This window comes from Micromonospora sp. CPCC 205739, assembly GCF_036906795.1.
Lineage (GTDB): Bacteria > Actinomycetota > Actinomycetes > Mycobacteriales > Micromonosporaceae > Micromonospora.
In genome coordinates this window covers 67888-92417 of the sequence record NZ_JBAKHS010000013.1, presented here as the reverse complement: position 1 = coordinate 92417, position 24530 = coordinate 67888, and the positions used below count along the sequence as shown (strand labels likewise).

The following is a 24530-nucleotide window of genomic DNA, read 5'->3' as shown; positions in this document are numbered from 1 at the left end:
GTTCATGACATGAACATCCGCTCCGCTCCGCGCGCCCTGGCCGCCGTCACCGCCCTGCTCGCTCTCGGCGGCGCCGCCGCCTGCTCGCCCGGCGGGGCGGGCGCCGACCCGCAGCGGGTCGACGTGGTGGCCGCCTTCTACCCGTTGCAGTTCCTCGCCGAGCGGATCGGCGGCGACGCGGTCACGGTCGCCAACCTGGCCAAGCCGGGCGCCGAGCCGCACGACCTGGAGCTCAACCCGCGCCAGGTCGGGCAGATCAACGAGGCGGAGCTGATCGTCTACCTCAAGGGCTTCCAGCCGAACGTGGACGAGGCGGTGGACCAGAACGCCGCCGACCGCGCCTTCGACGTGACGACCGTGCAGCCGCTGCTGACCGCCGCGGCCGGCGGCCACGAGCACGAGGGTGAGGCCGGTCACGCCGAGGAGAAGACCGGCGCGCTGGACCCCCACCTCTGGCTCGACCCGACCCGGCTGGCCGCCGTCGGCGACCAGCTCGCCCAGCGGCTCGGCCGGGCCGACCCGGACCGGGCCGCCGACTACACCGCCCGGGCCGGGGCGCTCCGCGGCGAGCTGGCGGCCCTCGACGCCGAGTTCACCGCCGGGCTGAAGACCTGCCAGCGGCGGGAGATCGTGGTGAGCCACACCGCCTTCGGCTACCTCGCCGAGCGCTACCGGCTGGAGCAGGTCGGCATCACCGGCCTCACCCCCGACACCGAGCCCTCCCCGCAGCGCCTGGCCGAGGTCGCCGCCGAGGCCCGCGAGCACCGGGCCACCACGATCTTCTTCGAGACCCTGGTCAGCCCGAAGGTCGCCGAGACCATCGCCGCGGAGGTCGGCGCGAAGACCGCGGTGCTGGACCCGATCGAAGGGCTGTCGAGCGACTCCGGCGGGGACTACCTTTCGGTGATGCGTACCAACCTGCAGACCCTGCGGACGGCGTTGAGCTGCTCGTGACCGCACCTGTCATCAGCGTCACGCACGGGGTGGTCGGCTACGACGGCCGGCCCGTGCTGCGGGACGTCTCGCTCACCGTCACCGCCGGCGAGGTGGTCGCCGTCCTGGGCGCCAACGGCTCCGGCAAGTCCACCCTGATCCGCGCCGCGCTCGGACTGGTCCCCCTGACCGCCGGCGCCGTCGAACTGTTCGGCACCCCGCTGCGCCGGTTCCGGCAGTGGCGGCGCATCGGGTACGTCCCGCAGCGGCTCGGGGCCGGCGGCGGCGTACCGGCCACGGTCGGTGAGGTGGTCGCCTCCGGCCGGCTGGCCCGCCGGGGCGTGCTCCGCCCGCCGGGGCGCGCCGACCGGGAGGCGGTCGAGGCGGCGCTGCGCGCGGTCGGGCTCGCCGACCGGACCGCCGACCCGGTCGCCACCCTCTCCGGCGGCCAGCAGCAGCGCACCCTGATCGCCCGGGCCCTCGCCGGCCGGCCGGAGCTGCTGGTGCTCGACGAGCCGACCGCCGGGGTCGACGCGGCCAGCCAGGAGGCGTTCGCCACCGCGCTGCGCGACTTCGTCGCCGACGGCGGCACCGTGCTGCTCGTCGCCCACGAGCTGGGGCCGCTGCGCCCGCTGATCAGCCGGGCGGTGGTCGTGCACGAGGGTGGGATCTGCCACGACGGCCCGGTGCCCGAGCCCGCCGGCCACCACGCGGAGCCCGACCACGACCACGTGCACCCGCACGGTCCCGACGAGCCCGCCGGGCTCTGGAGCAGCTGACCATGGAACTCTTCCAGTACCCGTACATGCAGCGCGCGCTGATCGGCGCCCTGATCATCGGCCTGGCCGCCCCGGCGCTCGGCATCTACCTGGTGCAGCGGCGGCTGACCCTGATCGGCGACGGCATCGGCCACGTGGCGCTGACCGGGGTCGGCGCCGGGCTGCTGCTCAACCGCTCCCCCGTGCTGGTGGCGGTGATCGTGGCGACCCTCGGCGCGATCACCATCGAGCTGGTCCGGGCCCGCGGGCGCACCTCCGGCGACCTGGCGCTGGCGCTGCTCTTCTACGGCGGCATCGCCGGCGGGGTGATGCTCGTCGGGCTCTCCGACGCCACCAGCGCCAACCTCAACGCGTACCTCTTCGGCTCGCTGACCACCATCTCGCCGCAGGACCTCATCACCATCGCGGTGCTCGGCGTGGCCGTCGGCGTCACCATGCTGGCGCTGCGCCCGGCGCTCTTCGCGGTCTGCCACGACGAGGAGTACGCCCGGGTCTCCGGGCTGCCCGTCCGGACCCTGAACCTGCTGCTCGCCGTGGCCACCGCGGTCACCGTCACCATCGCCATGCGGGCGGTCGGGGTGCTGCTGATCAGTGCCCTGATGGTGGTGCCGGTGGCCACCGCGCAGCAGGTCACCCGGGGTTTCCGCAGCACCATGACGGCGGCCATGGCGCTCGGCCTCTTCGCGGCCGGCTCCGGGGTCTGGGTGGCGGCCACCGCCGACACCGCCCCGGGGGCGTCGGTGGTGCTGCTGGCGATCGCCTCGTTCCTGGTGGTCGCGCTCGCCGCCGCCGGCTGGCGGCGGCTGCGCCGGCGGGCCACCCCGGCCGGTACGCCGGCGCCCGAACCGCACGAGGTCGTGCTGCGGTGACGCTGCCCCGGCACCTGTCGGTGGTGTTGGTTACCGTTGCAGGGTGACCAGCACGAACGGCTACGAGGCCTACGAGGGCGCGGGGGACCTGCTCCGTGCCCTCTCCGCCCCGATCCGGCTGGCGATCGTGAGCGAGCTGGCGCAGGGTGAGCGGTGTGTGCACGAGCTGGTCGAGAAGCTCGGCGCCCCGCAGCCCCTGGTCTCCCAGCACCTGCGGGTGCTGCGCGGCGCGGGGGTGGTCCGCGGCTCGCGGCGCGGCCGCGAGATCGCGTACACCCTGGTCGACGAGCACGTCGCGCACATCGTGGCGGACGCGGTGAGCCACGCCGGGGAGGGATCATGAGCGAGGGCAGCGAGCGAATCATCGGGCACAGCGCGGCCGAGCCTCATGAGGTTGCCGACCGCAGGGCGGCGGCATGAGCGAGGGGACGCTACGCAACACGCGGCAGCGCACGGCGGTGAGTGCCCTGCTCGCCGAGGTGGAGGGCTTCCACAGCGCGCAGGACCTGCACGCGATGCTCCGCGACCGGGGCGAACGGGTCGGGCTGACCACCGTCTACCGCACCCTGCAGGGCCTCGCCGACGCCGGTGAGATCGACGTGATGCGCCCGCCCGGCGGGGAGCACCTCTACCGCCGGTGCAGCGAGGGGCACCACCACCACCTGGTCTGCCGGGCCTGCGGCCGCACCGTCGAGGTGGCCGGGCCGGCGGTGGAGAGCTGGGCCGAGCGGGTCGCCGCCCAGCACGGGTACGCCGACGTCAGCCACACCCTGGAGATCTTCGGCACCTGCCCGGGGTGCGCCGGCTGACGCCGGTGTTTCAGGGGGTGCCCGTCGCGCGGCGCCGTGGCACGCTGTCCGGCGTGAAGATCTACGCAGATCGCTTCCCCGTCGCCCTCCGTCAGCTCCTCACCGACCTGCTCGTCGTCGTCTGGGTGTACGCGGCGATCCGCTTCGCCCAGTGGGTGTACGACCTGGTGCAGAAGCTCGCCGTACCCGGGCGGAAGCTGGAGGGGGCCGGCGGTGGCCTCGCCGACAACCTGGCCGACGCCGGCGGCAAGGTCGGCCGGGTGCCGCTGGTCGGCGACGAGCTGACCGCGCCGTTCGAGCGCGCGGCCGAGGCGGCCCGCGCGGTCGCCGACGCCGGCCGGGACCAGCAGGAGCTGGTCGGCCAGCTCGCCCTGGCGCTCGCCATCGCCGTGCTGATCTTCCCGCTCGGTCTGGTGCTCTTCGGCTGGCTGCCGCTGCGGCTGCGCTGGATGCGCCGGGCCGCCTCGGCGAAAGCGCTCGCCGACGCCCCGGCCGGACGGGACCTGCTGGCGCTGCGGGCGCTCGCCGGGCAGCCGCTGCGCAAGCTGACGAAGATCGATCCGGACGTGGCCGAGGCGTGGCGGCGGGGCGACGACGCCACCGTCGACGCGCTCGCCGCGCTGGAGCTGCGCCGACTCGGCCTGCGCAGCGGCCGCTAGGGTGTGGCGGTGCTGTACTTCCTGATCGTCGTCGCCGTGCTGCTGCTCGGGTACGCCGCCGTCCTGGTGAGCTTCGTCCGGAAGGGTCGCAAGATCCCGCCGCAGGCGTACCTGGTGCTCGCTCTGCTCAACGGGCTGATCCTCGCGGCCGTGCTGGCCTGGGCCGTCGCCCGCTGACGGGAGCGACGGCCCAGCCCCTGCTCAGCCGCCCTGCCGGGGGATGCGGCGGCGGACGTCCGGCGTGGTCGACGGGCCGGGTGACCAGTGCGCCACCCAGGGGGCGTCCGCCGGCGGGGTGAGTACCCCCTCCTCCAGGGCGGCGTACCGGCCGGCGAGGATCCGCTTCGCCGCCGCCACGTCGACGGAGTCGGTGTTCTCCCACAGCGCGGTGAACAGCTGCTCCACCCGGACCCGCGCCTGCCGGCAGAACAGGTCCGCCAGCTCGACGTTCTCCGGGCGGTTGTCCCGCTCCGCGTACGCCCGCACGCAGACCGCGGACATCGCGAACAGCTCCGCGCCGATGTCCACCACCCGGCCGAGGAACGCCTGCTTGCGTTCCATCTTCCCCTGCCAGCGGGACATCGCGTAGAACGTCGAGCGGGCCAGCTTGCGGGAGTACCGCTCCACCTGCCGCAGGTGGCCGGCGAGCGGGCCGAACTCGCCGTACGCGTTCGGGGTCTGCCCCTTGCCCACGGCCAGGGTGGGCAACCACCGGGCGTAGAAGGCCCCGGCCCGCGCTCCCGCCTTCGCCTTGCGCCCGAGGCCGGCGTCCGGATCGATGATGTCGCCGGCCACCGAAAGGTGCGCGTCGACCGCCTCCCGGGCGATGAGCAGGTGCATGATCTCGGTGGAGCCCTCGAAGATCCGGTTGATCCGCAGGTCCCGCAGCAACTGCTCGACCGCGGCCGGGCGTTCGCCCCGGGCGGCCAGCGAGTCGGCCGTCTCGTACCCGCGCCCGCCCCGGATCTGGATCAGCTCGTCGGCGATCTTCCAGGCCATCTCGCTGGCGTAGAGCTTGACCAGGGCCGCCTCGATCCGGATGTCGTTGCGGTCGTCGTCGGCGAGCAGGCAGCAGAGGTCGAGCATCGTCTCCATGCCGTACGTGGTGGCGGCGATGAAGGAGAGCTTCTGGGCGACCGCCTCGTGCTCGCCGACCGCCCGGCCCCACTGCACCCGGCCGGCGGCCCACTCCCGGGCCACGTTCAGCGACCACTTGCCCGCGCCGACGCACATCGCCGGCAGCGACAGCCGGCCGGTGTTCAGCGTGGTCAGGGCGATCTTCAACCCCTTGCCCTCGCCGCCGATGACGTTCTCCCGGGGCACGAAGACGTCGTGGAAGCGGGTGACGCTGTTCTCCAGGCCGCGCAGGCCGAGGAAGGCGTTGCGCCGCTCGACGGTGATGCCCTCGCTGTCGCCGTCGACCACGAACGCGGTGATGCCGCCGCGTCGCCCCTCGCCGGCCGGCACCCGCGCCATCACCACCAGCAGGGTGGCCACCGTGCCGTTGGTGGCCCAGAGCTTCACCCCGTTGAGCCGGTAGCCCGTCCCGTCCGCGGTCGGCTCGGCGGTGGTGCCCAGCCGGGCCGGGTCGGAGCCGACGTCCGGCTCGGTGAGCAGGAACGCGGAGACCTCGCCGGCGGCGAGCCGGGGCAGGAAGCGCTGCTTCTGCTCGTCGGTGCCGAACATCTTCAGCGGCTGCGGCACGCCGATCGACTGGTGGGCGGAGAGCAGCGCGCCGATCGCCGGGCTGACCGAGCCGGCCAGCATCAACGCCCGGCAGTAGTGCAGGTTGCTCAGCCCGAGGCCGCCGTACTTCCGGTCGATCTTCATGCCGAACGCGCCGAGGCGGGCGAGCCCCTGGAAGACCTCGTCCGGGATGGACGCGTCGCGCTCGATGGCGGCCCCGTCCACCTCGGACCGCAGGTACGCCCCGAGCTCACCGAGGAAGCGCTCGGCGCGCGCGTCGTCCTCCGGGTCGGAGCGGGGCCAGGGGTGGATCAGGTCGAGCCGGAACCGGCCGAGGAAGAGTTCCTTGCCGAAGCTGGGCCGGTCCCAGGCGGTCTCCCGGGCCGCCTCGGCGACCTGTCGGGCCTCCTTCTCGGAGACCTGGCCCGCCTCGGCCGGCAGTGGTCCGGCGCCGTCCCCGGCGGGTCGGCTGTTGTGCGTCGTGGTCACGGCTGCCCCCTCGAACCTCGGTCCGGATGCGTCAACGTGCTCGACACGAGCAACGCTACCCCCGGGTGTTACCCAGGGGTAGCGTTGCGTGCACGTCCGATTTTCCGGCCGGTGACCGGCGCGCAGGGGTTAGCCGCCGGTCACCATCTGCGGCTCGTCATCGTCGTCGACGTCGTCCTCGCCCCAGTTGCGCCGGGCGAACGGCAGGATCATCCAGAAGGTCAGGAACCACAGCGCGGTGAGCGCGCTGAGCAGGAACGCGATCGGCCGGCTGAGGACGAAGTCGGTAATCAGCAGCACCGCGCTGACCATCGAGATCAGCATGAAGGCGAGGCCGGCGCTGGCCATCCGGTGCGCGAAGCGCACCAGCTCCGGCTTGCGGCCCTGGCGGAACAGCGCACGGTGGAAGGCGACCGGCGAGATGATCAGCGCGGTCGCGGCGGCCGCCGACAGCAGCGCGATGATGTAGACGTCCTTCTGGAAACCGCTGGTCCGGGTGAAGCCGTTGCTGAAGGGCAGGGTGAGCAGGAACGCGAAAAGGATCTGCACCCCGGTCTGCGCGACCCGCAGCTCCTGGAGCAGATCGGCGAAGTTGCGCTGCCAGCGCTGCTTCTCGGATTCCTTCGACACGCGCTACCTCCGGAAGAGACGGTACTGCCGACGGGGCTCACCCCGCCGGCAGCAACGCCAATGCCCGAACCGGAGGCGCGCGAAACCAGTTCATGATCCCCTGCGGATGCGGCCGGCGTACCGGGCCTCCAGCGCGGCGTTGTGCTCGTCACCGCCGGTGATGTTGGCCGACAGGTAGACCGGGGGCCGCTCCCCCGCCGCGATCAGCCGGGCCACCGTCTCGGCCACGATCTGCTGGGCCAGCAGCGCCGCCGTGATCGAGGAGACCGCGCCCACCGCGCCGCCGTCCGGCAGCGGCAGGGTGGCGTCACCGTACGGGGCGCCGTTGTCGAGCACCACGTCGGCGAAGTCGGCGAGCTTGCGGCCGGACGGGTGGCGCGAGGCCATCCGTCCGGAGTGCTCCGCCGAGGTGATCGCCACCAGCCGGTGCCCGCGCTCGACGACCAGGGAGGCGAACTCCACCATCGCGCCGTTGACGCCGGAGTTGGAGGCGAGCACGAAGATGTCCGACGGACGGACTGGGGCCAGCTCGTAGAGCCGGTGCGCCACGGCGGGATCGCGCTCCAGGTGCGGCCCGAGGATGCTCGCCGGCTCACCGCCGACCAGCACGAGGTCACGCAGCGCGATCCGGTTGGTCGGCACCAGCCCACCGGCCCGGCCGGCGATCTCCATCGCCAGCGCCTCGGAGTGGCCGGTGCCGAAGGCGTGCACCACCCCGTCGGCGCGCAGCGCCTCGGCGATCAGGTCGGCCGCCCGGCCCACCGCCTCCCGCTGGCTCGCCGCCACCCGACCGATCGTCTCGGTCACCACCGTCAGGTATGCCTCGGCGCTCACCGTCATGCGTTCCTCCGTCCGTTCCTCGTCCTGCTCGTCGTTCGCCGGGTCGGCCCGCCAGGGGGCTCAGGCCAGGCCGCGTACTCGGGCCAGGATCGCCTCGGCCAGCGGGGCCGGCGCCTCGTCGGGGATCCAGTGGGTGACGCCGGGGAGCACGACGAACCGGTACGGCCCGGTCACGTGGCCGGCGCAGGCCTCGGCGGCGGTCCGGCCGATCGCGACGTCCTTGTCGCTCCAGACGAAGGTGGTCGGCACCGCGACCGGTCCGGTCTGCGCCAGGTCGGCCCGGGACATGGCCCGGTACCAGTTCAGCGCGCCGGTCAGCGCGCCCGGCTCGCGCAGCGGCTCGGCGTACCGGGCCACCCGCCCGGCGTCGCCCACCGGTGAGAGCATCCGGCGCAGGACGGCCGCGTCGAGGGCCAGCAGCACCTTCTCGGCCAGGCCCGCCTGGCGGAACAGCAGCATGTACGACGAGCGCGCCTTCTGCCGACGGTCGTTGCCCAACGCGTACGACATCGCGGCCGGATGCGGCACGGAGACGGCGGTCAGCGTGCGGACCCGGTCCGGGTGCTGCGCGGCGAGTCGCCAGGCGACGGCCGCGCCCCAGTCGTGCCCCACCACGTGGGCCGCCTCCACCCCCAGCGCGTCGAGCAGCGCCACCGCGTCCGCGACCAGCTCCGGGATCCGGTAGGCGGCCACCTCGGCCGGCCGGGCGCCCGGCGAGTAGCCCCGCTGGTCCGGCGCGTACGTGCGCAGGCCGGCGGCGTGCAGCGCCGGCACCACCTCGTCCCACTCGCCACCGTGCTGCGGAAAACCGTGCAGCAGGAGGACGGGATCACCGCCCTCCGGGCCGCCGGTGCGTACCTCGAACGTCAGCCCTCGCGCCTCGACCCGCATGATCGGCAGCCTACCCAGGCGGGCGGTCGCGCACCCGGGCCGACGGTGGCCGGGTTCGAGCTGTTAGCGTCGACGAGACAACTTCACATCCGACAGGGGAGCGCACAGCGCTGAGAGTGCGGGCACCGCCCGCAGACCCTCGAACCTGATCTGGGTAATGCCAGCGCAGGGAGTTCGGTCGACCTCCAGCCGCGCCGCCGTCCGGTCCCAACCGGGCGCGGCGTGCGTCTTCTCCTGGTTCGATCATTTGGACTGGGAGCAACCATGAACAGCACCGACAACAAGCGGTGGCGCACCATCGACATCGTCGTCGCGGCGGTCCTCGGGGTGGCCTTCGGCATCATCTTCTGGGTCTGGGGCCTGCTCTGGAACGGCCCCGCCGACGCCATCCCGCTGCCCGGCCGGGCGGTCATCTACGGCGTGTGGCTGGTCCCCGCCGTGCTGGGCGGGCTGATCATCCGCAAGCCGGGTGCCGCCTTCTTCACGCTCACCGTCGCCGCGCTGGTCTCGGTGGCGCTGGGCAGCAGCTGGGGCTGGACGCTGGTCATCCAGGGTCCGCTGGAGGCCGCCGCGGCGGAACTGGCCTTCGCGGCGTTCGGGTACCGCGTCTTCCGGCTGCCCGTCGCCCTGCTGGCCGCCACGCTGGCCGGCCTGGCGGCGGCGATCTACGACGTCTTCGTCTGGTACCCGGGCGCCGCCTGGGGCAGCTTCCGCCTCCCCTACATCCTGATCACCGCAACCAGCTCCCTGGTCATCGCCGGCCTCGGCGCCGTGGCCCTCACCCGCGCCCTAGCCCACACCGGCGTCCTCGACCGCTTCCCCGCCGCCCGCAACCGCCCCGCCATCTGACCACCCACCCACTGAGCTCGGTGATCATGAAGTTGACGGCGATGTGGATCTCGGCAACTGCCGGCAACTTCATGATCACCGGGGCAGGGTGGAGATTGAGGGGGTGCGTGTGAGCGCCGTGGGGGTGCGGGGATTCGGGTGGCGGCACGCGGGGCGTAAGGCGTGGGCCGTACGCGGGGTGGACCTGCGGATCGAGGCCGGGGAGCGGGTGCTGCTGCTCGGCCCGTCCGGGGCGGGCAAGAGCACCCTGCTCGCCGCGCTGGCCGGCCTGCTGCCCGAGGACTCCGGCGAGCAGGAGGGCACCGTCGAGATCGACGGGCTCGACCCGCGCAAGGACCGGGACCGGGTCGGCATCGTCTTCCAGGACCCGGAGACCCAGCTGGTGATGGCCCGCTGCGGCGACGACGTCGCGTTCGGGCTGGAGAACCGCGGGGTGCCGGCCGGGGAGATCTGGACGCGGGTGGACGAGGCGCTGCACCGGGTCGGCTTCCCGTACCACCGGGACCGGCCCACGGCGGCGCTCTCCGGGGGCGAGCAGCAGCGCCTCGCCCTGGCCGGCGCGCTGGCCCTGCGCCCCGGCCTGCTGCTGCTCGACGAGCCGACCGCCAACCTCGACCCGGCCGGCGCCGACCTGGTCCGCCGGGCGGTCGCCGGCGCGCTGACCTCCGACACCACCCTCATCCTGGTCGAACACCGGGTCGCCGAGGCGCTGCCGCTGGTCGACCGGGTGGTGGTGCTGGAGCCGGGCGGCGGCGTCCGCGCGGACGGCCCGCCGGACGCGGTCTTCGCCGCGCACGGCGACACCCTCGCGGCCGAAGGCGTCTGGGTGCCGGGCCGGACCATCCCGCCCCGGCACGCCGCCACGACCCCCGGCGAGGAGTTGCTCACCGCCGACCGGCTCGGCCTGCCGCCCCGGCTGGCCTGCACCGACCTTCGGGTACGCGCCGGCGAGGCGCTCGCCGTGCGCGGGCCCAACGGCGCCGGCAAGTCCACCCTGGCCCTGCTCCTCGGCGGGCTGCTCCGCCCCGGCGCCGGTCGGGTCACCGCCACGGCAGCGCTGGCCGGGGCGGACGAGCGCACTCCCCCGCACCGCTGGCGGGCGCCCGCGCTGGCCCGCCGGATCGGCTCGGTCTTCCAGGACCCGGAGCACCAGTTCGTCACCGCCACCGTCTTCGACGAGCTGGCCCTCGGCCCCCGCCGGACCGGGCAGTCCGAGCCTGCCGTACGCGCCACCGTCGACGCCCTGCTCGACCGGCTGCGGCTGACCAGGCTGGCCGGGGCGAACCCGTACACCCTCTCGGGCGGGGAGGCGCGGCGGCTGAGTGTGGCGACCGCGCTGGCCACCGCCCCTCGCCTGTTGATCTGCGACGAGCCGACCTTCGGCCAGGACCGGCGCACCTGGCTGGAGCTGGTCGACCTCTTCGCCGACCTGCGCGACGCCGGGCACGGCGTCGTCACCGTCACCCACGACCCGGACTTCGTCGCCGCGCTCGCCGACCGCACCGTCACCCTGCCGCGGCGGCCCGCCGTCGAGGCGGCCGACGGCGACCCCGGGCGGCGCCCGTGATCAGCCTGGAACCGGTCGCGTCGCCGGGCGCGCCGCTGGCCCGGCGCAACCCGGTCGCGAAACTGGCCGCCGCGCTGGTCTTCTCGGCCGCCCTGGTCGCCACGCTGGACCCGGTCGCGCCGGCCATCGCGATCGCGATCGAGCTGGCGGTGCTGCCGCTGTTCGGCATCCGGCTGCGGGTGCTGGCCCGGCGGGCACTGCCGCTGCTGGCCAGCGCGGCCGGCATCCTGGTCACCCTGGTGCTCTTCGCCGCCGACCGGTCCGGCCGGGTGCTGCTGGACGCCGGAGGGCTGCTGGTCACCTCGGGGGTGCTGCTGGCCGCGCTCGGGCTGGTGCTGCGGATGTTCGCGGTGGCCCTGCCCGGCGTGATCGTCTTCGCCACCACCGACCCGACGGACCTGGCCGACGCCCTGGTCCAGAACGCGAAGGCACCGGCCCGCTTCGCGATCGGGACGCTGGCCGCGTTCCGGCTGGTCCCGCTGCTCGGTCAGGAGTGGCAGATGATCTCGATGGCCCGCCGGGCGCGCGGGGTGGACGCCGGGCGCAACCCGGTGGCGAAGCTGCGGCTGTTCGTGTCGACCGCGTTCGCCCTGCTGGTCGGGGCGATCCGCCGGGGCACCCGGCTGGCGGTGGCGATGGACGCCCGGGGCTTCGACGCCGGCATCCCGCGCACCTTCGCCCGCCGGCAGCGGTTCGGCCTAGCCGACGGGCTGCTCGTCGCCGGGGCGGCCGTGCTGGCCGGTGCGGCGATCGCGGTCAGCGTCGCGCTCGGCACCTTCCGCCCGTTGCTCGGCTGAGGCGAGGCGGCCCGGGACCGGACCGGCGGCTTGGTGCTCGGGGCCGGCCGCGGTCACGAGCGGCGTCGCCGGCCCTCCGGCGCGCCGCCGCTTACACAGCGAAGGTGTCCGGTGAGAGTGATAGCTCTGGGGCATGAATATGCCTCAGAGGTATCAGCTTCGTCGCCGTCCTCCTTCCGGGCCGCGACACGCCCGACCGGCTCACCGGCCGCCCCCGTCCCGGTGACGCGGCACGTCCCCGTGACGCGGCACGTCCCGGTACCCGCGCTTCGGGACCCCGGGACATGCCGCATCCGGAGTCCCGACCGGGGCAGTCGCTATACCGCCATACCGCCGCACGCCGGTCGACCGCGCCGGAACACGTGCGCGGCCGACCGGCATCCGTACCGGCAGCGCCGATCAGCTGCGGCGGAACGCGTACCGGCGGGTGTGGCCGCGGGCGGAGGTGGAGCCGCCGCGCACCGGCGGGCCGGTCCACGGCGGCGGGGTCGGGGCGGGCCGGGCGGCCGCGGGCGCGGCCGCCGTCTCGTCGGGCAGGGTGACCGGGGCGGCCGGCGCCACGGTGAGCGCGTCGACGTCCGGCGGGCTCACCGCCACGGTGGAGGTCGGCTTCGGGCGGGACTTCTTCGGACTGCGCTTGGCGGGCATACGCTGCCTCCTTCGGGTGCGGGGACCGCGCCGCGCGGCGGGGCGGTCGACGGGCAGGGAACGGCCCGGGCGACCCGACCACGGAGACACCACCGGAAAGAGGTGGGGATGCGGACGCCCGGCGCGGCCGGACCCACGACGACGGTGGCGGGCCCGACTGGCTGAAGGTGAGGGCGTCAGATGCGCATGCCGACACGCTATCCCACCGACGACGACGGCCGCAGCCCATTTACTGGCACCATCGGCGACATGCTGATCGCGTTCTCGATTACTCCGCTGGGCGTCGGCGAGTCCGTCGGCGACCTGGTCGCCGAGGCGGTCCGGGTGGTGCGCGCCTCCGGCCTGCCCAACCGCACCGACGCCATGTTCACCACCGTCGAGGGTGAGTGGGACGAGGTGATGGCGGTGCTCAAGCAGGCGGTCGACGTGGTGGCCGAGCGGGCGCCCCGGGTCAGCGTGGTGCTCAAGGCCGACGTGCGGCCCGGGGTCACCGACGCGCTCACCGGCAAGGTCGCCCACGTCGAGGCCCGCCTGGCCGAGGGCTGACGCCGCGCGGCGCCGGCCGTCCAGGCCCCGGTGACACCGCCCGGCGCCGCAGTGCCCGCCGGTGGCAGGCCGGGTGACCATCTGATCGCGCCGGCCGGCTTCGCAGCCGGGTGCCGCGACGGCCCGCACCGCACCGCTCACCGAGCGTCGACGTCCGCGCCCGGGCCGCCACCGGCCGCGATACGGTCGCAGGACGGCAGGCCGACGAGAGGTGGCGGGACGGATGGCTCAGCAGGCGACGGCGCAGATCGGGGTGACCGGGCTGGCGGTGATGGGCCGCAACCTGGCCCGGAACCTGGCCCGCAACGGCTTCACCGTGGCGGTGCACAACCGCTCCCCGGAGCGCACCCGCGGCCTCGTCGCCGAGCACGGCGACGAGGGCACCTTCGTCGCGTCGGAGTCCCTCACGGACTTCGTCGCCAGCCTGGAGCGACCCCGCGCGGTGATCGTCATGGTGAAGGCCGGCGGCCCGACCGACGCGGTGATCGACGAACTGGTCCCCCTGCTGGAGGAGGGTGACATCGTCGTCGACTGCGGCAACGCGCACTTCGCCGACACCCGCCGCCGGGAGGAGGCGCTGCGCAAGCACGGGCTGCACTTCGTCGGCACCGGCGTCTCCGGCGGCGAGGAGGGCGCGCTGCGCGGGCCGAGCATCATGCCCGGCGGCTCCGCCGAGTCGTACGCGAAGCTCGGGCCGATCTTCGAGAAGATCGCCGCGCAGGTGGACGGCACCCCGTGCTGCCGGCACATCGGCCCCGACGGCGCCGGTCACTTCGTGAAGATGGTGCACAACGGCATCGAGTACGCCGACATGCAGCTCATCGCCGAGGCGTACGACCTGCTGCGGGCGGGGCTGGCGGCGAGCCCGGCGGAGATCGCCGACATCTTCCGGGAGTGGAACACCGGCGAGCTGGAGTCCTTCCTCATCGAGATCACCGCCGACGTGCTGGCGCACACCGACGCGGCGACCGGCCGGGCCTTCGTCGACGTGGTGCTCGACCAGGCCGAGCAGAAGGGCACCGGCCGCTGGACCGTGCAGAGCGCCCTCGACCTCGGCATCCCGATCACGGGTATCGCCGAGGCGACCTTCGCCCGGTCGCTCTCCGGCCACGCCGGCCAGCGCGCCGCCGCCCGCCGGGCCTTCCCCGACGCCGGCGAGAAGTGGCAGGTCGGCGACCGGGAGACCTTCGTCGAGGACGTCCGGCGCGCGCTGCTGGCCAGCAAGATCGTCGCGTACGCGCAGGGCTTCGACCACATCCGCGGCGGCAGCCGCGAGTACGACTGGGGCATCGACCTGGGCGGCACCGCCACCATCTGGCGGGGCGGCTGCATCATCCGGGCCCGCTTCCTCGACCGCATCCGGGAGGCGTACGACGCCCAGCCGGACCTGTCGACGCTGCTCGTGGCCCCGTACTTCGCCGAGGCGGTCGCCGCCGGGGTGCCGAGCTGGCGGCGGGTGGTCGCCGACGCGGCCCGGGCCGGCGTGCCCACCCCGGCGTTCTCCTCGTCGCTGGCCTACTTCGACGCGCTGCGCGCGGAGCGGCTGCCCGCGGCGCTGATCCAGGGGCTGCGGGACAACTTCGGCGCGCACACCTACCACCGGGTCGACCGGGACGGGTCGTTCCACACCGTCTGGGCCGGCGACCGCTCCGAGGTGGCCGGCTGAGGCGCACCGCTGCTCGCCGCCGGGAAGATCGGCCGGGCTGATCGACGCCCGGCCCGATCGACCCGGCTCGCGGCGTGTCGGGCTGTCGCGGAACGAGGAGACCCCGACACGCCGCAAACCGCGCGGGCGGCGGGCGGGCGGGCGGCACGGACGGCCGACGGCCGACGGGTCGGCGAGGACCGGTCAGGCGAGGGTGGCGTGCATCTCCCAGACCAGGATCTCGGCGGCCTCGGTGGCGCTGACCCGGTGGCCGCCGGTCATGGTGATCCGGGCGGCGTCGCCCTCGCCGAGCCGGCCGGCGCTCTCCAGCGTCACCGCGCCGGTGGGCACGTAGAGGTGCAGGTAGGGCGAGTCCGGCAGGGTCACCTCGTCGCCGGGGGCGAGCCGGGCGGCGTGCAGGGTGGCGTACCGGTTGCGGATCCGGATCGCCGACGCGCCGGCGTAGCGGTCCATGCCGGAGGCGACCGGCACCAGCCCGCCGCGCAGCAGCTCGTCCCCGATCTCCAGCTGCTCGTAGCCGGGGTCGACGCCCTCGGTGTCAGGCACCACCCACATCTGCACGAAGTGGACCGGTTCGGTGTGCGGCTGGCGGCCTTCCAGCCGCCAGGAGTCGTTCTTCTCCGAGTGCAGGATGCCGGTGCCGGCGCTCATCCGCTGGGCCAGCCCGGGGTAGATGATCCCGCTGTGGCCGGTGGAGTCCTGGTGCACCAGCGAGCCGCGCAGCACCCAGGTCACGATCTCCATGTCCTCGTGCGGGTGGGTCTCGAACCCGGTGCCCGGGTGGACGATGTCGTCGTTGTTGACCAGCAGCAGGCCGTGGTGGGTGTTGGCCGGGTCGTAGTGCCGGGAGAACGAGAAGGAGTGCTTCGAGTCGAGCCAGGACAGTCGGGTCTTGAACCGGTCTTCGGCCCGGCGGACGTCCACCGCCGGGCTCGGCGCCAGGGCGGTCACCAGGCCCGCTGCCCGGTCTCGTTCGGCGCCCAGGTCAGCGCCGGTTCACCGGTGGCCAGTTCGGCGATCTCGCCGGAGCGCACGCCCGGGGTGTGCCCCAGCTCGGCGCAGTGCTGCTCGGCGATCTCCGCGCAGATCCCCGCCACCTGTTCGCAGATCGGGCTGCCCAGGTCGGCGGCGTTCAGCGCCATGATCATCTTGTACCGGAGATCCGGCATCCCCACCCCCGTGGCCGACGCGCCCGGGCGGCGCGCCCTGCGCCGATCGTACGCGCGCGGGCCGCGCCGACCGGCCGGAACGCGTCAGCGCCGCCCCCGAGGGAGCGGCGCCGACGGCGTACCGGGCGTCGAGGTTCACCAGAACCGGCGACGCTTGGCCTTCTGCGGCCGCAGCATGTCCGCGCCCTTGTTGAGCAGTCGGGTCACGCCGGTCGGGCCCCGGCGGGCCTCCAGCGTGTGGCTGAGCCGGCGCGCGCCGGCCGCCGCCAGCGGCACGGCGACCGCCATGACCGCCCACTGGGCAATCCGCTTCTGAATCATGTGGGTTCACCTCCGCGTCGTGTCTGTCGAAGAGGCATACCCACGCCACCGCGTCGCTAAGCGTGACCTCAGAGCTGCGGTGCGACCGGGTTCGGCAGTGCGCCGCCGAAGCGCCGGTCCCGCTGCGCGTACAGCTCGCAGGCGTACCAGAGGTGCCGGCGGTCGAAGTCCGGCCAGAGGGTGTCGAGGAACACCAGCTCCGCGTACGCGGTCTGCCAGAGCAGGAAGTTGGAGATCCGCTCCTCACCGGACGGACGCAGGAACAGGTCCACCTCCGGGATCTCCGGGTGGTAGAGGTACTTCGCCACCGTCTTCTCGGTGACCTTCTCCGGGTCGAGCCGACCGGCGGCCACGTCACGGGCGATCGCGGCGGCGGCGTCGGCGATCTCCGCCTGCCCGCCGTAGTTCACGCAGAACTGCAGGGTCAGCGTCGAGTTGCCCCGGGACATCTCCTCGGCGGTCTGCAGCTCGGAGATGACGCTCTTCCACAGCCGCCCCGCCCGGCCCGACCAGACCACCCGCACGCCCAGGTCGACCAGCTGGTCGCGGCGGCGGCGGATGACGTCCCGGTTGAAGCCCATCAGGAACCGGACCTCGTCCGGCGAGCGCCGCCAGTTCTCGGTGGAGAACGCGTACGCCGAGAGGTAGGGGATGCCCAGCTCGATCGCGCCCTCGATGGTGTCGAAGAGGCTGAACTCCCCCGCCTCGTGACCCTTGGTGCGGGGCAGGCCGCGCTCCTTGGCCCACCGGCCGTTGCCGTCCATCACCACGGCCACGTGCTTCGGCACCGCCTCGGCGGGCAGCGCCGGCGGCCGGGCGCCCGACGGGTGCGGGGTCGGCGGCACCGGCGCACGGCGGCCGGCCCTCAACGATCGGATCACTCGGTCATCTCCCTGTCCACGCCGTCCACGCCGGCCCCGACGCCGGGCGGCGGCGGGACCGGACCGGCCACGTCACCGCCGGGTGACGGGACCGCACCGGTCGCCGGGACACCCCGGTCGACCAGCGGCAGCGAGCGTAGCGCGCGCTCCAGGTGCCACTGCAGGTGCGCCGCGACCAGGCCGCTGCACTCCCGGCGTACACCGGTCGGGGTAGCGTCGGCGACCCGCCAGTCGCCACTGGTCAGCGCGGACATCAGCTCGATGGTGGCCGGCGCCGGGTGGGCCGCACCGGGCGGCCGGCAGTCCGGGCAGACCGCGCCGCCGGCCGGCACGGAGAAGGCGCGGTGCCGCCCCGGCGTGCCGCAGACCGCGCAGGCGGTCAGCGCCGGCGCCCAGCCGGCCAGCGCCATCCCCCGCAGCAGGTACGCGTCGAGCACCAGCGTGGTGGCGTGCTCGCCCCGCGAGAGGGCCTTGAGCGCGCCGAGGGTGAGCTGGAACAGCCGCAGCGACGGCTCCCGTTCGACCGGGGTGAGGCGCTCCGCGGTCTCGGCGATCGCGCTGGCCGCGGTGTAGCGGGGATAGTCACCGAGGAACCGCTTGCCGTAGAGGTCGATCCCCTCGACCTGGCTGACCGTGTGCAGCGAGCTGCCCTGATTGCCCTTCGGGTCACCGGCGAGCTGGAGGTCGACGTGGCCGAACGGCTCCAGCCGGGCGCCGAACTTGCTGGTGGTGCGCCGGACGCCCCGGGCCACCGCGCGCAGCCGGCCGTGCCGGCGGGTCAGCAGCGTGATGATCCGGTCCGACTCGCCCAGCTTCTGCACACGCAGAACCACCGCGTCGTCGCGGTAGAGCTGTCGGCGGTACCCGGGCATCAGGCCATTCTCCCTCGGGGTGGGAAATCAGGGTCGGTTCGGGGTGGACCGGTGCCGCGTCCCGGATGTGCGGCGGGTAGGGCCGGTCGTAGGTTGCTGAGCATGGCCCTTCCCCGCACCGCCGTCGCCCTGGGCGCGACCGCCATCGTCATCCTCGCCGCCGGGTGCGACACGCTCTCCTTCCGGCGGCTGGACTTCGACCACACCGAGGCGGTGCGGATCAGCACCGTCACCGTACGGCCGGGCGCGGGTGACGTCGTGGTCCGGGCCACCGGCCCCGCCACCGAGGTACGCATCCAGCGGGTGCTGCGCTACCAGGGCGACCAGCCCCGCACGACGTACGAGGTGCGCGGCGACGAACTGGTGCTGGACACGGAGTGCGGCCCCCGCTGCTCCGTGTCGTACGAGGTGACCGCGCCGGAGGGGGTCCGGGTACGGGGCGAGACCGGCTCCGGCGACGTGGAGCTGAGCCGGGTCGGCCCGGTGGAGTTCACCCTCGGCTCGGGCAACATCCGGGTCGTCGGCGCCACCGGCCCGGTACGGGCCGAGACCGGCTCCGGCAACATCGAGGTGGAGGACGTGGGCGCCCCCGTCGACCTGCACGCCTCGTCCGGCGACATCACCGGGCTGCGGCTGCGCGGCGAGGTGGACGCCGAGGCCGAGTCCGGCAATGTCACGATCGAGCTGGAGGAGCCCGCCTCGGCGCGGGCGCACGCCTCCAGCGGCGACGTGGAGCTGAGGGTGCCCGCCGGCCGGTACCGGGTGCGCGCCAGCACCGGCTCGGGCGACAGCGACCTGGGCGTGGTGAACGACCCGGCGGCGTCGCTGGTGCTCGACCTGAGCACCGGCAGCGGGAACGTACGGGTCAGCCAGCGCTGATCTCGACGGTGGCCACCTCGGCCATCCGTGGGGCGGGGACCACCGCCCGGCCGGCGGCGCCGACCGTCGACCGGTGCGGCCCGCGCCGTCTCCCGCCGGTCAGCCACCCGCCCGTACCCGCCGGGACGCCGACCGTCCGGACCGGGCGGGCCGGCGGTCCGCCGCCCGCCGGCACCCGGCCGACCGGTGTCCTGGGCCGCTGGACGGGGGGAACGTGGACGTCCGCGGGCGCGAGAAGCGGCGGCGGAGCGGCGGGGCGGATCGGCCGGGGCAGCGGCGGGCGCCGGCCGCCCGGCACCAGCTCGGGCCGCCGCCGGGCGGCCACGTCCTCCACCCAGCCGACCAGCAGGGTGACCACCCCGACCAGGGCGAAGACCAGCACCACCCGGATCGCCAGGCCGAGCGGGTCCGCGTGCGACCAGCCGACCACGTCGACCAGCGGGGTGAGCAGCACCACGAACGACATGTGCCAGAGGTAGACGGTCAGCGCCCGGCGGTTGAGCACGGTGACCGCCCGGCTGAGCAGCGGGCTGCGCTCGATCCAGTCCGCCGCGGCCGGTGCCCGCCCCAGCAGGACGAGGATGAACGCCGCTGACCAGAGCGCGTTGCCCAGGTCGATGTCGTTGAGGTCGAAACCGCGCGGCCCGGGGTGGGTGACGATCCAGGCGGCCCCGGCGCCAGCCAGGGCCAGCGCGGCCGGCAGGAGCACCCGGTTGGCGAGCCGGCGCAGCAGGCCGTCGTGGTGGGCGAAGCCGAGCAGCCAGGCGCCGAAGTAGAGGCCGAACTCGCGCAACGCCGTCGGGGCGGTGGGCAGCAGGCCCAGCTCGATCACCAGCAGCAGCGCGTACGGGGCGGCCAGGGTGGCGACCGGCGCCCGGCGGAACAGCCAGAGGGCGATCGGCGAGGCGAGCAGGAACCAGAGGTAGTCGCGCAGGTACCAGATGGGGCTCAGCGCCAGCGCGCCCCAGTAGTTCGCCGGCGGGTCGGCGACCGGGAAGAGCCAGAGCAGCACCTTCGGGCTCAGCGGCAGGCCGGTCAGCAGCATGGCGGGCACGAAGACGACCGCGACCACCCAGAGCGAGGGCAGCAGGCGGCGCAGCCGGCGCGGCACCGCCGAGGTGCCGGAGCGGTCCAGGGAGGCGGCCATCAGCGACCCGGCCAGGGCGAACATCACCGCCATCGCCGGGAAGACGATGGTCAGCGACGCCCAACCGGTGACGTGGTAGACGACGACGCGGACGACGGCCAAGAAGCGGAGCAGGTCCAGGTATCGGTTGCGCATCAGCCTGCATCTGTGTCGGGGGCAGCGAGCAGAAACGCTCCCTACCCGCCGACTTCACCCCGCCAAACGGCCGTCGCCCCCGATCGGGGGTGAACCTGCCCATACCACCGCCCCGGACCGGCCGCCGCCGGCGCCGGGGTCAGAAGCCGAGCTTGCGCAGCTGCTTCGGGTCCCGCTGCCAGTCCTTCGCCACCCGTACGTGCAGGTCGAGGTAGACCCGGGTGCCCAGCAGCTCCTCGATCTGGGTACGGGCGGCGGTGCCGACCGCCTTGAGCCGGCTGGCCCGGTGACCGAGCACGATCGCCTTCTGGCTGGGCCGCTCGACGTAGAGGTCGGCGAAGATCTTCATGACCTTGCCCTCGGGGACCATCTCCTCGACGACGACCGCGATGGAGTGCGGCAGCTCGTCCCGGACCCCCTCCAGCGCCGCCTCCCGGATCAGCTCGGCGACCATCACCTGCTCCGGGTCCTCGGTCAGCATGTCGTCCGGGTAGAGCTGCGGCGACGGCGGCAGGTACTTGGTCATCACGTCGACCAGCGTGTCCACCTGGTGCCCGGAGACCGCGCTGACCGGCACCACCTCGGCGAACTCGCCCAGCTCGCTGACGGCCAGCAACTGCTCGGCCAGCCGCTTCTTGTCGACCAGGTCGGTCTTGGTCACCACGGCGAGCACGGTGGCCTTCAGCTCGGCCAGCTCGCCGGAGATGAACCGGTCACCGCGCCCGACCGGCTCGTCCGCCGGGATGCAGAGGCCGATCACGTCGACCTCGCTCCAGGTCGAGCGGACCAGGTCGTTGAGGCGCTCGCCGAGCAGCGTGCGGGGCCGGTGCAGGCCGGGGGTGTCGACCAGCACCAGCTGCGAGTCCGCGCGGTGCAGCACGGCCCGGATGACGTGCCGGGTGGTCTGCGGCTTGTTCGAGGTGATCGCGATCTTCTGCCCGACGATCGCGTTGGTCAGCGTCGACTTGCCCGCGTTGGGCCGCCCGACGAAACAGGCGAAGCCGGCCCGGTAGGGACGCTCCCCGGTGCCGGTCACTCGACCACCGTGCCGAGGACCGTGCCGTCCGGGGCGGCCACGTGGATCGGCGCGTCGGCGGAGAGGTCACGCACGGCCGCGTGGCCCGCCCCGTCCAGCGTCGACGCCTCGGTCACCACCACGGCCGCCTCCAGCCGGCTCGCACCCGCCGCCGCCGCCGAGGCGACCGCGAGCTGGAGCGCGGTGATGGTCAGCGAGGGCAGCGAGACGCTCGCCGCGGCGTACGTCCGGCCGTCCTGGTCGCGGACCGCCGCGCCCTCCACGGCCGCCACCCGGCCACGGGCAGCCCGCGCCAGGACGACCAGCTTGCCGTCCTCCGCGCTCAGTTCGGCCGGGTCGGACGGGGTGGGCCGGGCGGCCGGTACGGCGGGTGACTCAGGCATCGGCGGGTTGCCTCTCCTCGGTTCTCGTCTGGTTGTCGCGGGACTCGGCGTGCTCGCCGCGCCCCGAGGAGTCCGGCGCGTCGGTCGGCTCGACCCGGCTGACCAGCACGGTGTCTATCCGGTTGCGCCGCCCGGTGGTGCCCTCGGCGATCAGTCGCAGCCCGGCCACCTCGGCGCGGGCCCCGGGGATCGGCACCCGGCCCAGGGACTGGGCCAGCAGGCCGCCGACCGTCTCCACCTCGTCGGTGGGGAGGTCGGTGTCGAACAGCTCGCCCAGGTTCTCCACCGGGAGCCGGGCGGTGACGCGCACCGCACCGTCCTCCAGGTGTTCCACCGGCGGGCGTTCGACATCGTACTCGTCGGTGATCTCGCCGACGATCTCCTCCAGGATGTCCTCGATCGTCACCAGCCCGCCGGTGCCGCCGTACTCGTCGACGACGATGACCAGGTGGTTGCGGGCGGCCTGCATCTCCGAGAGCAGGTCGTCGACCGGCTTGGACTCGGGCACGAAGGTCGCCGGGCGCATCAGCTCCGACACCGGGCTCTGGTGGGCGCGCAGGTCGCCACCGCGGGTACGGCGGATGAGGTCCTTGAGGTAGAGCACGCCCAGCACGTCGTCGACGCTCTCCCCGATCACCGGGATGCGGGAGAAACCGGAGCGCAGGAAGAGGGCCAGCGCCTGGGAGAGGGTCTTGCCCTCCTCTATCCAGACCATCTCCGTGCGGGGCACCATCACCTCGCGGGCGATGGTGTCGCCGAGCGCGAAGACCGAGTGGATCATCTGCCGCTCGCCGTGCTCCACCACGCCGCGCTGCTCGGCCAGGTCGACCAGCTCGCGCAGCTCCACCTGGCTGGCGAACGGCCCCTCCCGGAAACCGCGCCCCGGGGTGACCGCGTTGCCGATCAGGATCAGCAGCGAGGCGAGCGGGTTCAGCGCCCGGCCCAGCCAGCGGACCAGCGGCGCCACCGCCCGGCCCACCGCGTACGCGTGCTGCCGGCCGATGGTGCGCGGCGCCACGCCGACCACGACGAAGCTGACCACGGTCATCGCGCCGGCGGTGATCAGCGCCGCCCGCCAGCCCGCGCCGAAGGTGTCGACCGCGACGAGGGCCACCAGCGTGGTGGCGGTCAGCTCGGCCAGCAGCCGGAGCAGGAGCAGCAGGTTGAGGTGGCGGACCACGTCACCGGCGACGGCCTGGAGGGTACGCGCGCCGCGTACCCCGTCCCGGGCCAGCTCGGCGGCCCGGGCCGGGGAGACGGCGGCCAGTGCCGCCTCGGTCATCGCGATCAGACCGGCGAGCACCACCAGCCCCGCCGCGAAGAAGATCAGCTGGAGGTCGGGTAGGCCGGCGGCGGTCGCCGCCTGGGTGGTCATCACCGGGTCCGGGTCGACCGCCAGCTGCCCAGCAGTCGAGCCTGGAGCGAGAACATCTCCCGCTCCTCCTCCGGCTCGGCGTGGTCGTACCCGAGCAGGTGCAGCACGCCGTGCACGGTGAGCAGGTGCAGCTCGTCGGCGGTGGTGTGGTTGGCGGTGACGGCCTGCTTGGCCGCCACCTCCGGGCAGAGCACGATGTCACCGAGCAGGGCGGGCTCGCCGCCGGCCGGGGCGCTCTCCCCCGGGCCGTGGTCGACGCTGCCCTCGTCCATCGGGAAGGCGAGCACGTCGGTCGGCCCGTCCCCACCCATCCAGCGGTGGTTCAGCTCGGTCATGTAGTCGATGTCGACCAGCAGCACGGAGAGCTCGGCGAGGGGGTTGACCCCCATCTCGTCGAGGGCGTGCCGGGCGACGGCGAGCACGGCGTCGGTGTCGACGTCGACACCGGACTCGTTGGCGATCTCGATGGACAACTGTCTTCCTCTTGGTTAGCGGCGCCGGCCGGCCCGGCCGCCCTGGGCGGTCCGCCCGGGCACGGCGTGCACGCTCTGCGCCTGCTGGTTCTCCCGCTCGGCGTCCCAGCGGGCGTACGCGTCCACGATCTCCCCGACCAGCTTGTGCCGGACCACGTCCGAGCTGGAGAGCGGGGCGAAGTGCACGTCCTCGACGTTCTCCAGGATGTCCCGGACCACCCGCAGACCGCTGGTCGTCCCGCCGGGGAGGTCCACCTGGGTGACGTCACCGGTCACCACGATCTTGGAGTTGAAGCCGAGCCGGGTGAGGAACATCTTCATCTGCTCGGGCGTGGTGTTCTGCGCCTCGTCCAGGATGATGAACGCGTCGTTGAGCGTACGGCCCCGCATGTACGCCAGCGGCGCGACCTCGATCGTGCCGGCGGCCATCAGCTTGGGGATGGACTCCGGGTCGAGCATGTCGTGCAGCGCGTCGTAGAGCGGGCGCAGGTAGGGGTCGATCTTCTCGTTGAGGGTGCCGGGCAGGAAGCCCAGCCGCTCCCCCGCCTCGACCGCCGGCCGGGTCAGGATGATGCGGTTGACCTGCTTCGCCTGGAGCGCCTGGACGGCCTTCGCCATGGCGAGGTAGGTCTTGCCGGTGCCGGCGGGGCCGATGCCGAAGACGATGGTGTGCGCGTCGATCGCGTCGACGTAGCGCTTCTGCCCGAGCGTCTTGGGGCGGATGGTGCGCCCGCGCCGGGAGAGGATGTTGAGGGTGAGGACCTCGGCGGGCCGCTCCGCGCCGCCCTGCTCGAGCATGCCGACGGTACGCCGGACAGCATCAGTGGTCAGGGTCTCGCCTTTCTCGATCAGTTCGAGCAGCTCGCTGAAGAGGCGCTCGGCGAGGGCATTGTCCGCGGGCGCGCCGGTGATGGTGATCTCATTGCCGCGCACGTGCACGTCGCTGTCGACCGAGCGCTCGACGAGGCGCAGGATCTCGTCGCCCGCGCCGAGCAGGTTGACCATGATCTTGGAATCGGGAACCGTGATCCTGGTCTGCACCCGGGGCGGGCCGGGAGGTGGGGTACCGGTCATAGGTCGGGCCGTCGGGCCCTGTGCCACCTGCTTCCGATCTCGGCGCCGGCCCAGCTGGCACGGCGTGCGGACGTTACACCCATCGTATCCGCTCAACACCGGCGGCACCGCGCTCATTTCCGTCCGC

At 73.9% G+C, this 24530-nt stretch carries 29 protein-coding genes and 1 riboswitch; of the genes, 13 read left to right on the top strand and 16 right to left on the bottom strand.

The features are described 5' to 3' along the window. Positions 1-9 precede the first annotated feature (9 nt). The 7 genes from V6U88_RS20165 (at position 10) to V6U88_RS20135 (ending at position 4226) form a co-directional block, all read left to right on the top strand. On the top strand, positions 10-954 hold the full coding sequence (locus V6U88_RS20165) for a metal ABC transporter substrate-binding protein (protein WP_334455140.1): 945 nt from the start codon (positions 10-12) through the stop codon (positions 952-954). After that, positions 951-1712 (top strand): metal ABC transporter ATP-binding protein, encoded by a 762-nt coding sequence (locus V6U88_RS20160; protein WP_334455137.1) that lies wholly within the window; start codon positions 951-953, stop codon positions 1710-1712. Before V6U88_RS20165 ends, V6U88_RS20160 begins: the two co-directional genes overlap by 4 nt. A gap of 2 nt (positions 1713-1714) precedes the next feature. After that, complete coding sequence (locus V6U88_RS20155) at positions 1715-2581, top strand: metal ABC transporter permease (RefSeq protein WP_334455134.1); 867 nt, start codon at positions 1715-1717, stop codon at positions 2579-2581. Between the two features lie 43 nt (positions 2582-2624). Further along, positions 2625-2924: an ArsR/SmtB family transcription factor gene (locus V6U88_RS20150; protein ID WP_334455133.1), complete on the top strand. Its 300-nt coding sequence runs from the start codon at positions 2625-2627 to the stop codon at positions 2922-2924. 73 nt (positions 2925-2997) lie between these two features. Continuing rightward, entirely contained in the window at positions 2998-3390 is a 393-nt protein-coding gene (locus tag V6U88_RS20145; RefSeq protein WP_334455132.1) for a Fur family transcriptional regulator, read from the top strand. 53 nt (positions 3391-3443) lie between these two features. Next, entirely contained in the window at positions 3444-4049 is a 606-nt protein-coding gene (locus V6U88_RS20140) for a hypothetical protein (protein WP_334455130.1), read from the top strand. A gap of 9 nt (positions 4050-4058) precedes the next feature. Continuing rightward, the gene (locus V6U88_RS20135) at positions 4059-4226 is read left to right on the top strand and encodes a hypothetical protein (protein ID WP_280838084.1); all 168 of its coding nucleotides are present in this window, start codon (positions 4059-4061) and stop codon (positions 4224-4226) included. Between the two features lie 24 nt (positions 4227-4250). On the opposite strand, the gene V6U88_RS20130 is transcribed toward V6U88_RS20135, so the two are convergent. The 4 genes from V6U88_RS20130 to V6U88_RS20115 all read right to left on the bottom strand — a co-directional run bounded on the left by V6U88_RS20130 (position 4251) and on the right by V6U88_RS20115 (position 8585). Continuing rightward, positions 4251-6224, bottom strand: a complete 1974-nt coding sequence (locus tag V6U88_RS20130) for an acyl-CoA dehydrogenase family protein (protein WP_334455125.1) — start codon at positions 6222-6224, stop codon at positions 4251-4253. A 129-nt stretch (positions 6225-6353) separates the two neighbouring features. After that, entirely contained in the window at positions 6354-6854 is a 501-nt protein-coding gene (locus tag V6U88_RS20125; protein ID WP_334455122.1) for a DUF6328 family protein, read from the bottom strand. A gap of 90 nt (positions 6855-6944) precedes the next feature. After that, positions 6945-7694, bottom strand: a complete 750-nt coding sequence (locus tag V6U88_RS20120) for an SIS domain-containing protein (RefSeq protein ID WP_334455120.1) — start codon at positions 7692-7694, stop codon at positions 6945-6947. A gap of 60 nt (positions 7695-7754) precedes the next feature. Beyond that, positions 7755-8585, bottom strand: a complete 831-nt coding sequence (locus V6U88_RS20115) for an alpha/beta fold hydrolase (RefSeq protein ID WP_334455119.1) — start codon at positions 8583-8585, stop codon at positions 7755-7757. Between the two features lie 84 nt (positions 8586-8669). Further along, a riboswitch (TPP riboswitch) is annotated at positions 8670-8775 on the top strand. A 74-nt stretch (positions 8776-8849) separates the two neighbouring features. On the opposite strand from V6U88_RS20115, the gene V6U88_RS20110 reads away from it, so the two are divergent. From V6U88_RS20110 to V6U88_RS20100, 3 genes are all read left to right on the top strand, one after another. Continuing rightward, a complete protein-coding gene (locus V6U88_RS20110) occupies positions 8850-9434 on the top strand; it encodes an ECF transporter S component (protein ID WP_334455118.1) in 585 nt (194 codons plus the stop codon). A gap of 109 nt (positions 9435-9543) precedes the next feature. Then, entirely contained in the window at positions 9544-11001 is a 1458-nt protein-coding gene (locus V6U88_RS20105; protein WP_334455116.1) for an ABC transporter ATP-binding protein, read from the top strand. After that, positions 10998-11798, top strand: coding sequence for an energy-coupling factor transporter transmembrane component T family protein (locus V6U88_RS20100; RefSeq protein ID WP_334455114.1), 801 nt, complete (start codon positions 10998-11000; stop codon positions 11796-11798). The genes V6U88_RS20105 and V6U88_RS20100 overlap by 4 nt, the downstream gene beginning before the upstream one ends. A gap of 399 nt (positions 11799-12197) precedes the next feature. Here the strand turns inward: V6U88_RS20100 and V6U88_RS20095 are convergent, their stop codons facing one another. Then, positions 12198-12446, bottom strand: a complete 249-nt coding sequence (locus V6U88_RS20095) for a hypothetical protein (RefSeq protein ID WP_334455113.1) — start codon at positions 12444-12446, stop codon at positions 12198-12200. A gap of 249 nt (positions 12447-12695) precedes the next feature. Between V6U88_RS20095 and V6U88_RS20090 the strand changes: the two genes are divergently transcribed. Both V6U88_RS20090 and gndA read left to right on the top strand, forming a co-directional pair. Further along, positions 12696-12992, top strand: a complete 297-nt coding sequence (locus V6U88_RS20090; protein ID WP_334455218.1) for an MTH1187 family thiamine-binding protein — start codon at positions 12696-12698, stop codon at positions 12990-12992. 223 nt (positions 12993-13215) lie between these two features. After that, a complete protein-coding gene (gndA, locus tag V6U88_RS20085; protein WP_334455112.1) occupies positions 13216-14658 on the top strand; it encodes an NADP-dependent phosphogluconate dehydrogenase in 1443 nt (480 codons plus the stop codon). A gap of 183 nt (positions 14659-14841) precedes the next feature. Here gndA and V6U88_RS20080 read toward each other — a convergent pair whose 3' ends face one another. From V6U88_RS20080 to recO, 5 genes are all read right to left on the bottom strand, one after another. Beyond that, positions 14842-15609 carry a pirin family protein gene (locus tag V6U88_RS20080; RefSeq protein ID WP_334455110.1) on the bottom strand — a complete coding sequence of 256 codons (768 nt, stop codon included), beginning with the start codon at positions 15607-15609 and terminating at the stop codon, positions 14842-14844. Beyond that, positions 15606-15827, bottom strand: coding sequence for a thioredoxin reductase (locus tag V6U88_RS20075; protein WP_334455109.1), 222 nt, complete (start codon positions 15825-15827; stop codon positions 15606-15608). The genes V6U88_RS20080 and V6U88_RS20075 overlap by 4 nt, the downstream gene beginning before the upstream one ends. 135 nt (positions 15828-15962) lie before the next feature. Then, positions 15963-16148 (bottom strand): hypothetical protein, encoded by a 186-nt coding sequence (locus tag V6U88_RS20070; RefSeq protein WP_334455108.1) that lies wholly within the window; start codon positions 16146-16148, stop codon positions 15963-15965. Between the two features lie 68 nt (positions 16149-16216). After that, the gene (locus tag V6U88_RS20065; protein WP_334455217.1) at positions 16217-16993 is read right to left on the bottom strand and encodes an isoprenyl transferase; all 777 of its coding nucleotides are present in this window, start codon (positions 16991-16993) and stop codon (positions 16217-16219) included. 32 nt (positions 16994-17025) lie between these two features. Beyond that, positions 17026-17901, bottom strand: coding sequence for a DNA repair protein RecO (recO, locus tag V6U88_RS20060; protein ID WP_334455106.1), 876 nt, complete (start codon positions 17899-17901; stop codon positions 17026-17028). A 102-nt stretch (positions 17902-18003) separates the two neighbouring features. On the opposite strand from recO, the gene V6U88_RS20055 reads away from it, so the two are divergent. After that, the gene (locus tag V6U88_RS20055) at positions 18004-18780 is read left to right on the top strand and encodes a DUF4097 family beta strand repeat-containing protein (RefSeq protein WP_334455105.1); all 777 of its coding nucleotides are present in this window, start codon (positions 18004-18006) and stop codon (positions 18778-18780) included. Here V6U88_RS20055 and V6U88_RS20050 read toward each other — a convergent pair. From V6U88_RS20050 to V6U88_RS20025, 6 genes are all read right to left on the bottom strand, one after another. Continuing rightward, complete coding sequence (locus V6U88_RS20050; RefSeq protein ID WP_334455104.1) at positions 18767-20062, bottom strand: acyltransferase family protein; 1296 nt, start codon at positions 20060-20062, stop codon at positions 18767-18769. The genes V6U88_RS20055 and V6U88_RS20050 overlap by 14 nt on opposite strands. A 139-nt stretch (positions 20063-20201) precedes the next feature. Then, positions 20202-21098, bottom strand: a complete 897-nt coding sequence (gene era / locus V6U88_RS20045) for a GTPase Era (RefSeq protein WP_334455103.1) — start codon at positions 21096-21098, stop codon at positions 20202-20204. Beyond that, on the bottom strand, positions 21095-21481 hold the full coding sequence (locus V6U88_RS20040; protein ID WP_334455102.1) for a cytidine deaminase: 387 nt from the start codon (positions 21479-21481) through the stop codon (positions 21095-21097). The genes era and V6U88_RS20040 overlap by 4 nt, the downstream gene beginning before the upstream one ends. Then, positions 21474-22880, bottom strand: a complete 1407-nt coding sequence (locus V6U88_RS20035; RefSeq protein WP_334455216.1) for a hemolysin family protein — start codon at positions 22878-22880, stop codon at positions 21474-21476. Before V6U88_RS20035 ends, V6U88_RS20040 begins: the two co-directional genes overlap by 8 nt. Beyond that, positions 22856-23329, bottom strand: a complete 474-nt coding sequence (gene ybeY, locus V6U88_RS20030; RefSeq protein ID WP_334455101.1) for an rRNA maturation RNase YbeY — start codon at positions 23327-23329, stop codon at positions 22856-22858. The genes V6U88_RS20035 and ybeY overlap by 25 nt, the downstream gene beginning before the upstream one ends. Positions 23330-23344: 15 nt before the next feature. Next, on the bottom strand, positions 23345-24403 hold the full coding sequence (locus V6U88_RS20025; protein ID WP_334455099.1) for a PhoH family protein: 1059 nt from the start codon (positions 24401-24403) through the stop codon (positions 23345-23347). Between the last annotated feature and the right edge of the window lie 127 nt (positions 24404-24530).

What these genes read in the sequence shown, in the direction of transcription:
- V6U88_RS20165 (WP_334455140.1), top strand. Translation starts at nt 10, where the DNA reads ATGAACATCCGCTCCGCTCCGCGCGCCCTGGCCGCCGTCACCGCCCTG.
- V6U88_RS20155 (WP_334455134.1), top strand. Translation starts at nt 1,715, where the DNA reads ATGGAACTCTTCCAGTACCCGTACATGCAGCGCGCGCTGATCGGCGCC.
- V6U88_RS20145 (WP_334455132.1), top strand. Translation starts at nt 2,998, where the DNA reads ATGAGCGAGGGGACGCTACGCAACACGCGGCAGCGCACGGCGGTGAGT.
- V6U88_RS20120 (WP_334455120.1), bottom strand. Translation starts at nt 7,694, where the DNA reads ATGACGGTGAGCGCCGAGGCATACCTGACGGTGGTGACCGAGACGATC.
- V6U88_RS20115 (WP_334455119.1), bottom strand. Translation starts at nt 8,585, where the DNA reads ATGCGGGTCGAGGCGCGAGGGCTGACGTTCGAGGTACGCACCGGCGGC.
- V6U88_RS20110 (WP_334455118.1), top strand. Translation starts at nt 8,850, where the DNA reads ATGAACAGCACCGACAACAAGCGGTGGCGCACCATCGACATCGTCGTC.
- V6U88_RS20095 (WP_334455113.1), bottom strand. Translation starts at nt 12,446, where the DNA reads ATGCCCGCCAAGCGCAGTCCGAAGAAGTCCCGCCCGAAGCCGACCTCC.
- V6U88_RS20090 (WP_334455218.1), top strand. Translation starts at nt 12,696, where the DNA reads ATGCTGATCGCGTTCTCGATTACTCCGCTGGGCGTCGGCGAGTCCGTC.
- gndA (WP_334455112.1), top strand. Translation starts at nt 13,216, where the DNA reads ATGGCTCAGCAGGCGACGGCGCAGATCGGGGTGACCGGGCTGGCGGTG.
- V6U88_RS20075 (WP_334455109.1), bottom strand. Translation starts at nt 15,827, where the DNA reads ATGCCGGATCTCCGGTACAAGATGATCATGGCGCTGAACGCCGCCGAC.
- V6U88_RS20070 (WP_334455108.1), bottom strand. Translation starts at nt 16,148, where the DNA reads ATGATTCAGAAGCGGATTGCCCAGTGGGCGGTCATGGCGGTCGCCGTG.
- recO (WP_334455106.1), bottom strand. Translation starts at nt 17,901, where the DNA reads ATGCCCGGGTACCGCCGACAGCTCTACCGCGACGACGCGGTGGTTCTG.
- V6U88_RS20055 (WP_334455105.1), top strand. Translation starts at nt 18,004, where the DNA reads ATGGCCCTTCCCCGCACCGCCGTCGCCCTGGGCGCGACCGCCATCGTC.
- V6U88_RS20050 (WP_334455104.1), bottom strand. Translation starts at nt 20,062, where the DNA reads ATGCGCAACCGATACCTGGACCTGCTCCGCTTCTTGGCCGTCGTCCGC.
- V6U88_RS20040 (WP_334455102.1), bottom strand. Translation starts at nt 21,481, where the DNA reads ATGCCTGAGTCACCCGCCGTACCGGCCGCCCGGCCCACCCCGTCCGAC.
- V6U88_RS20025 (WP_334455099.1), bottom strand. Translation starts at nt 24,403, where the DNA reads ATGACCGGTACCCCACCTCCCGGCCCGCCCCGGGTGCAGACCAGGATC.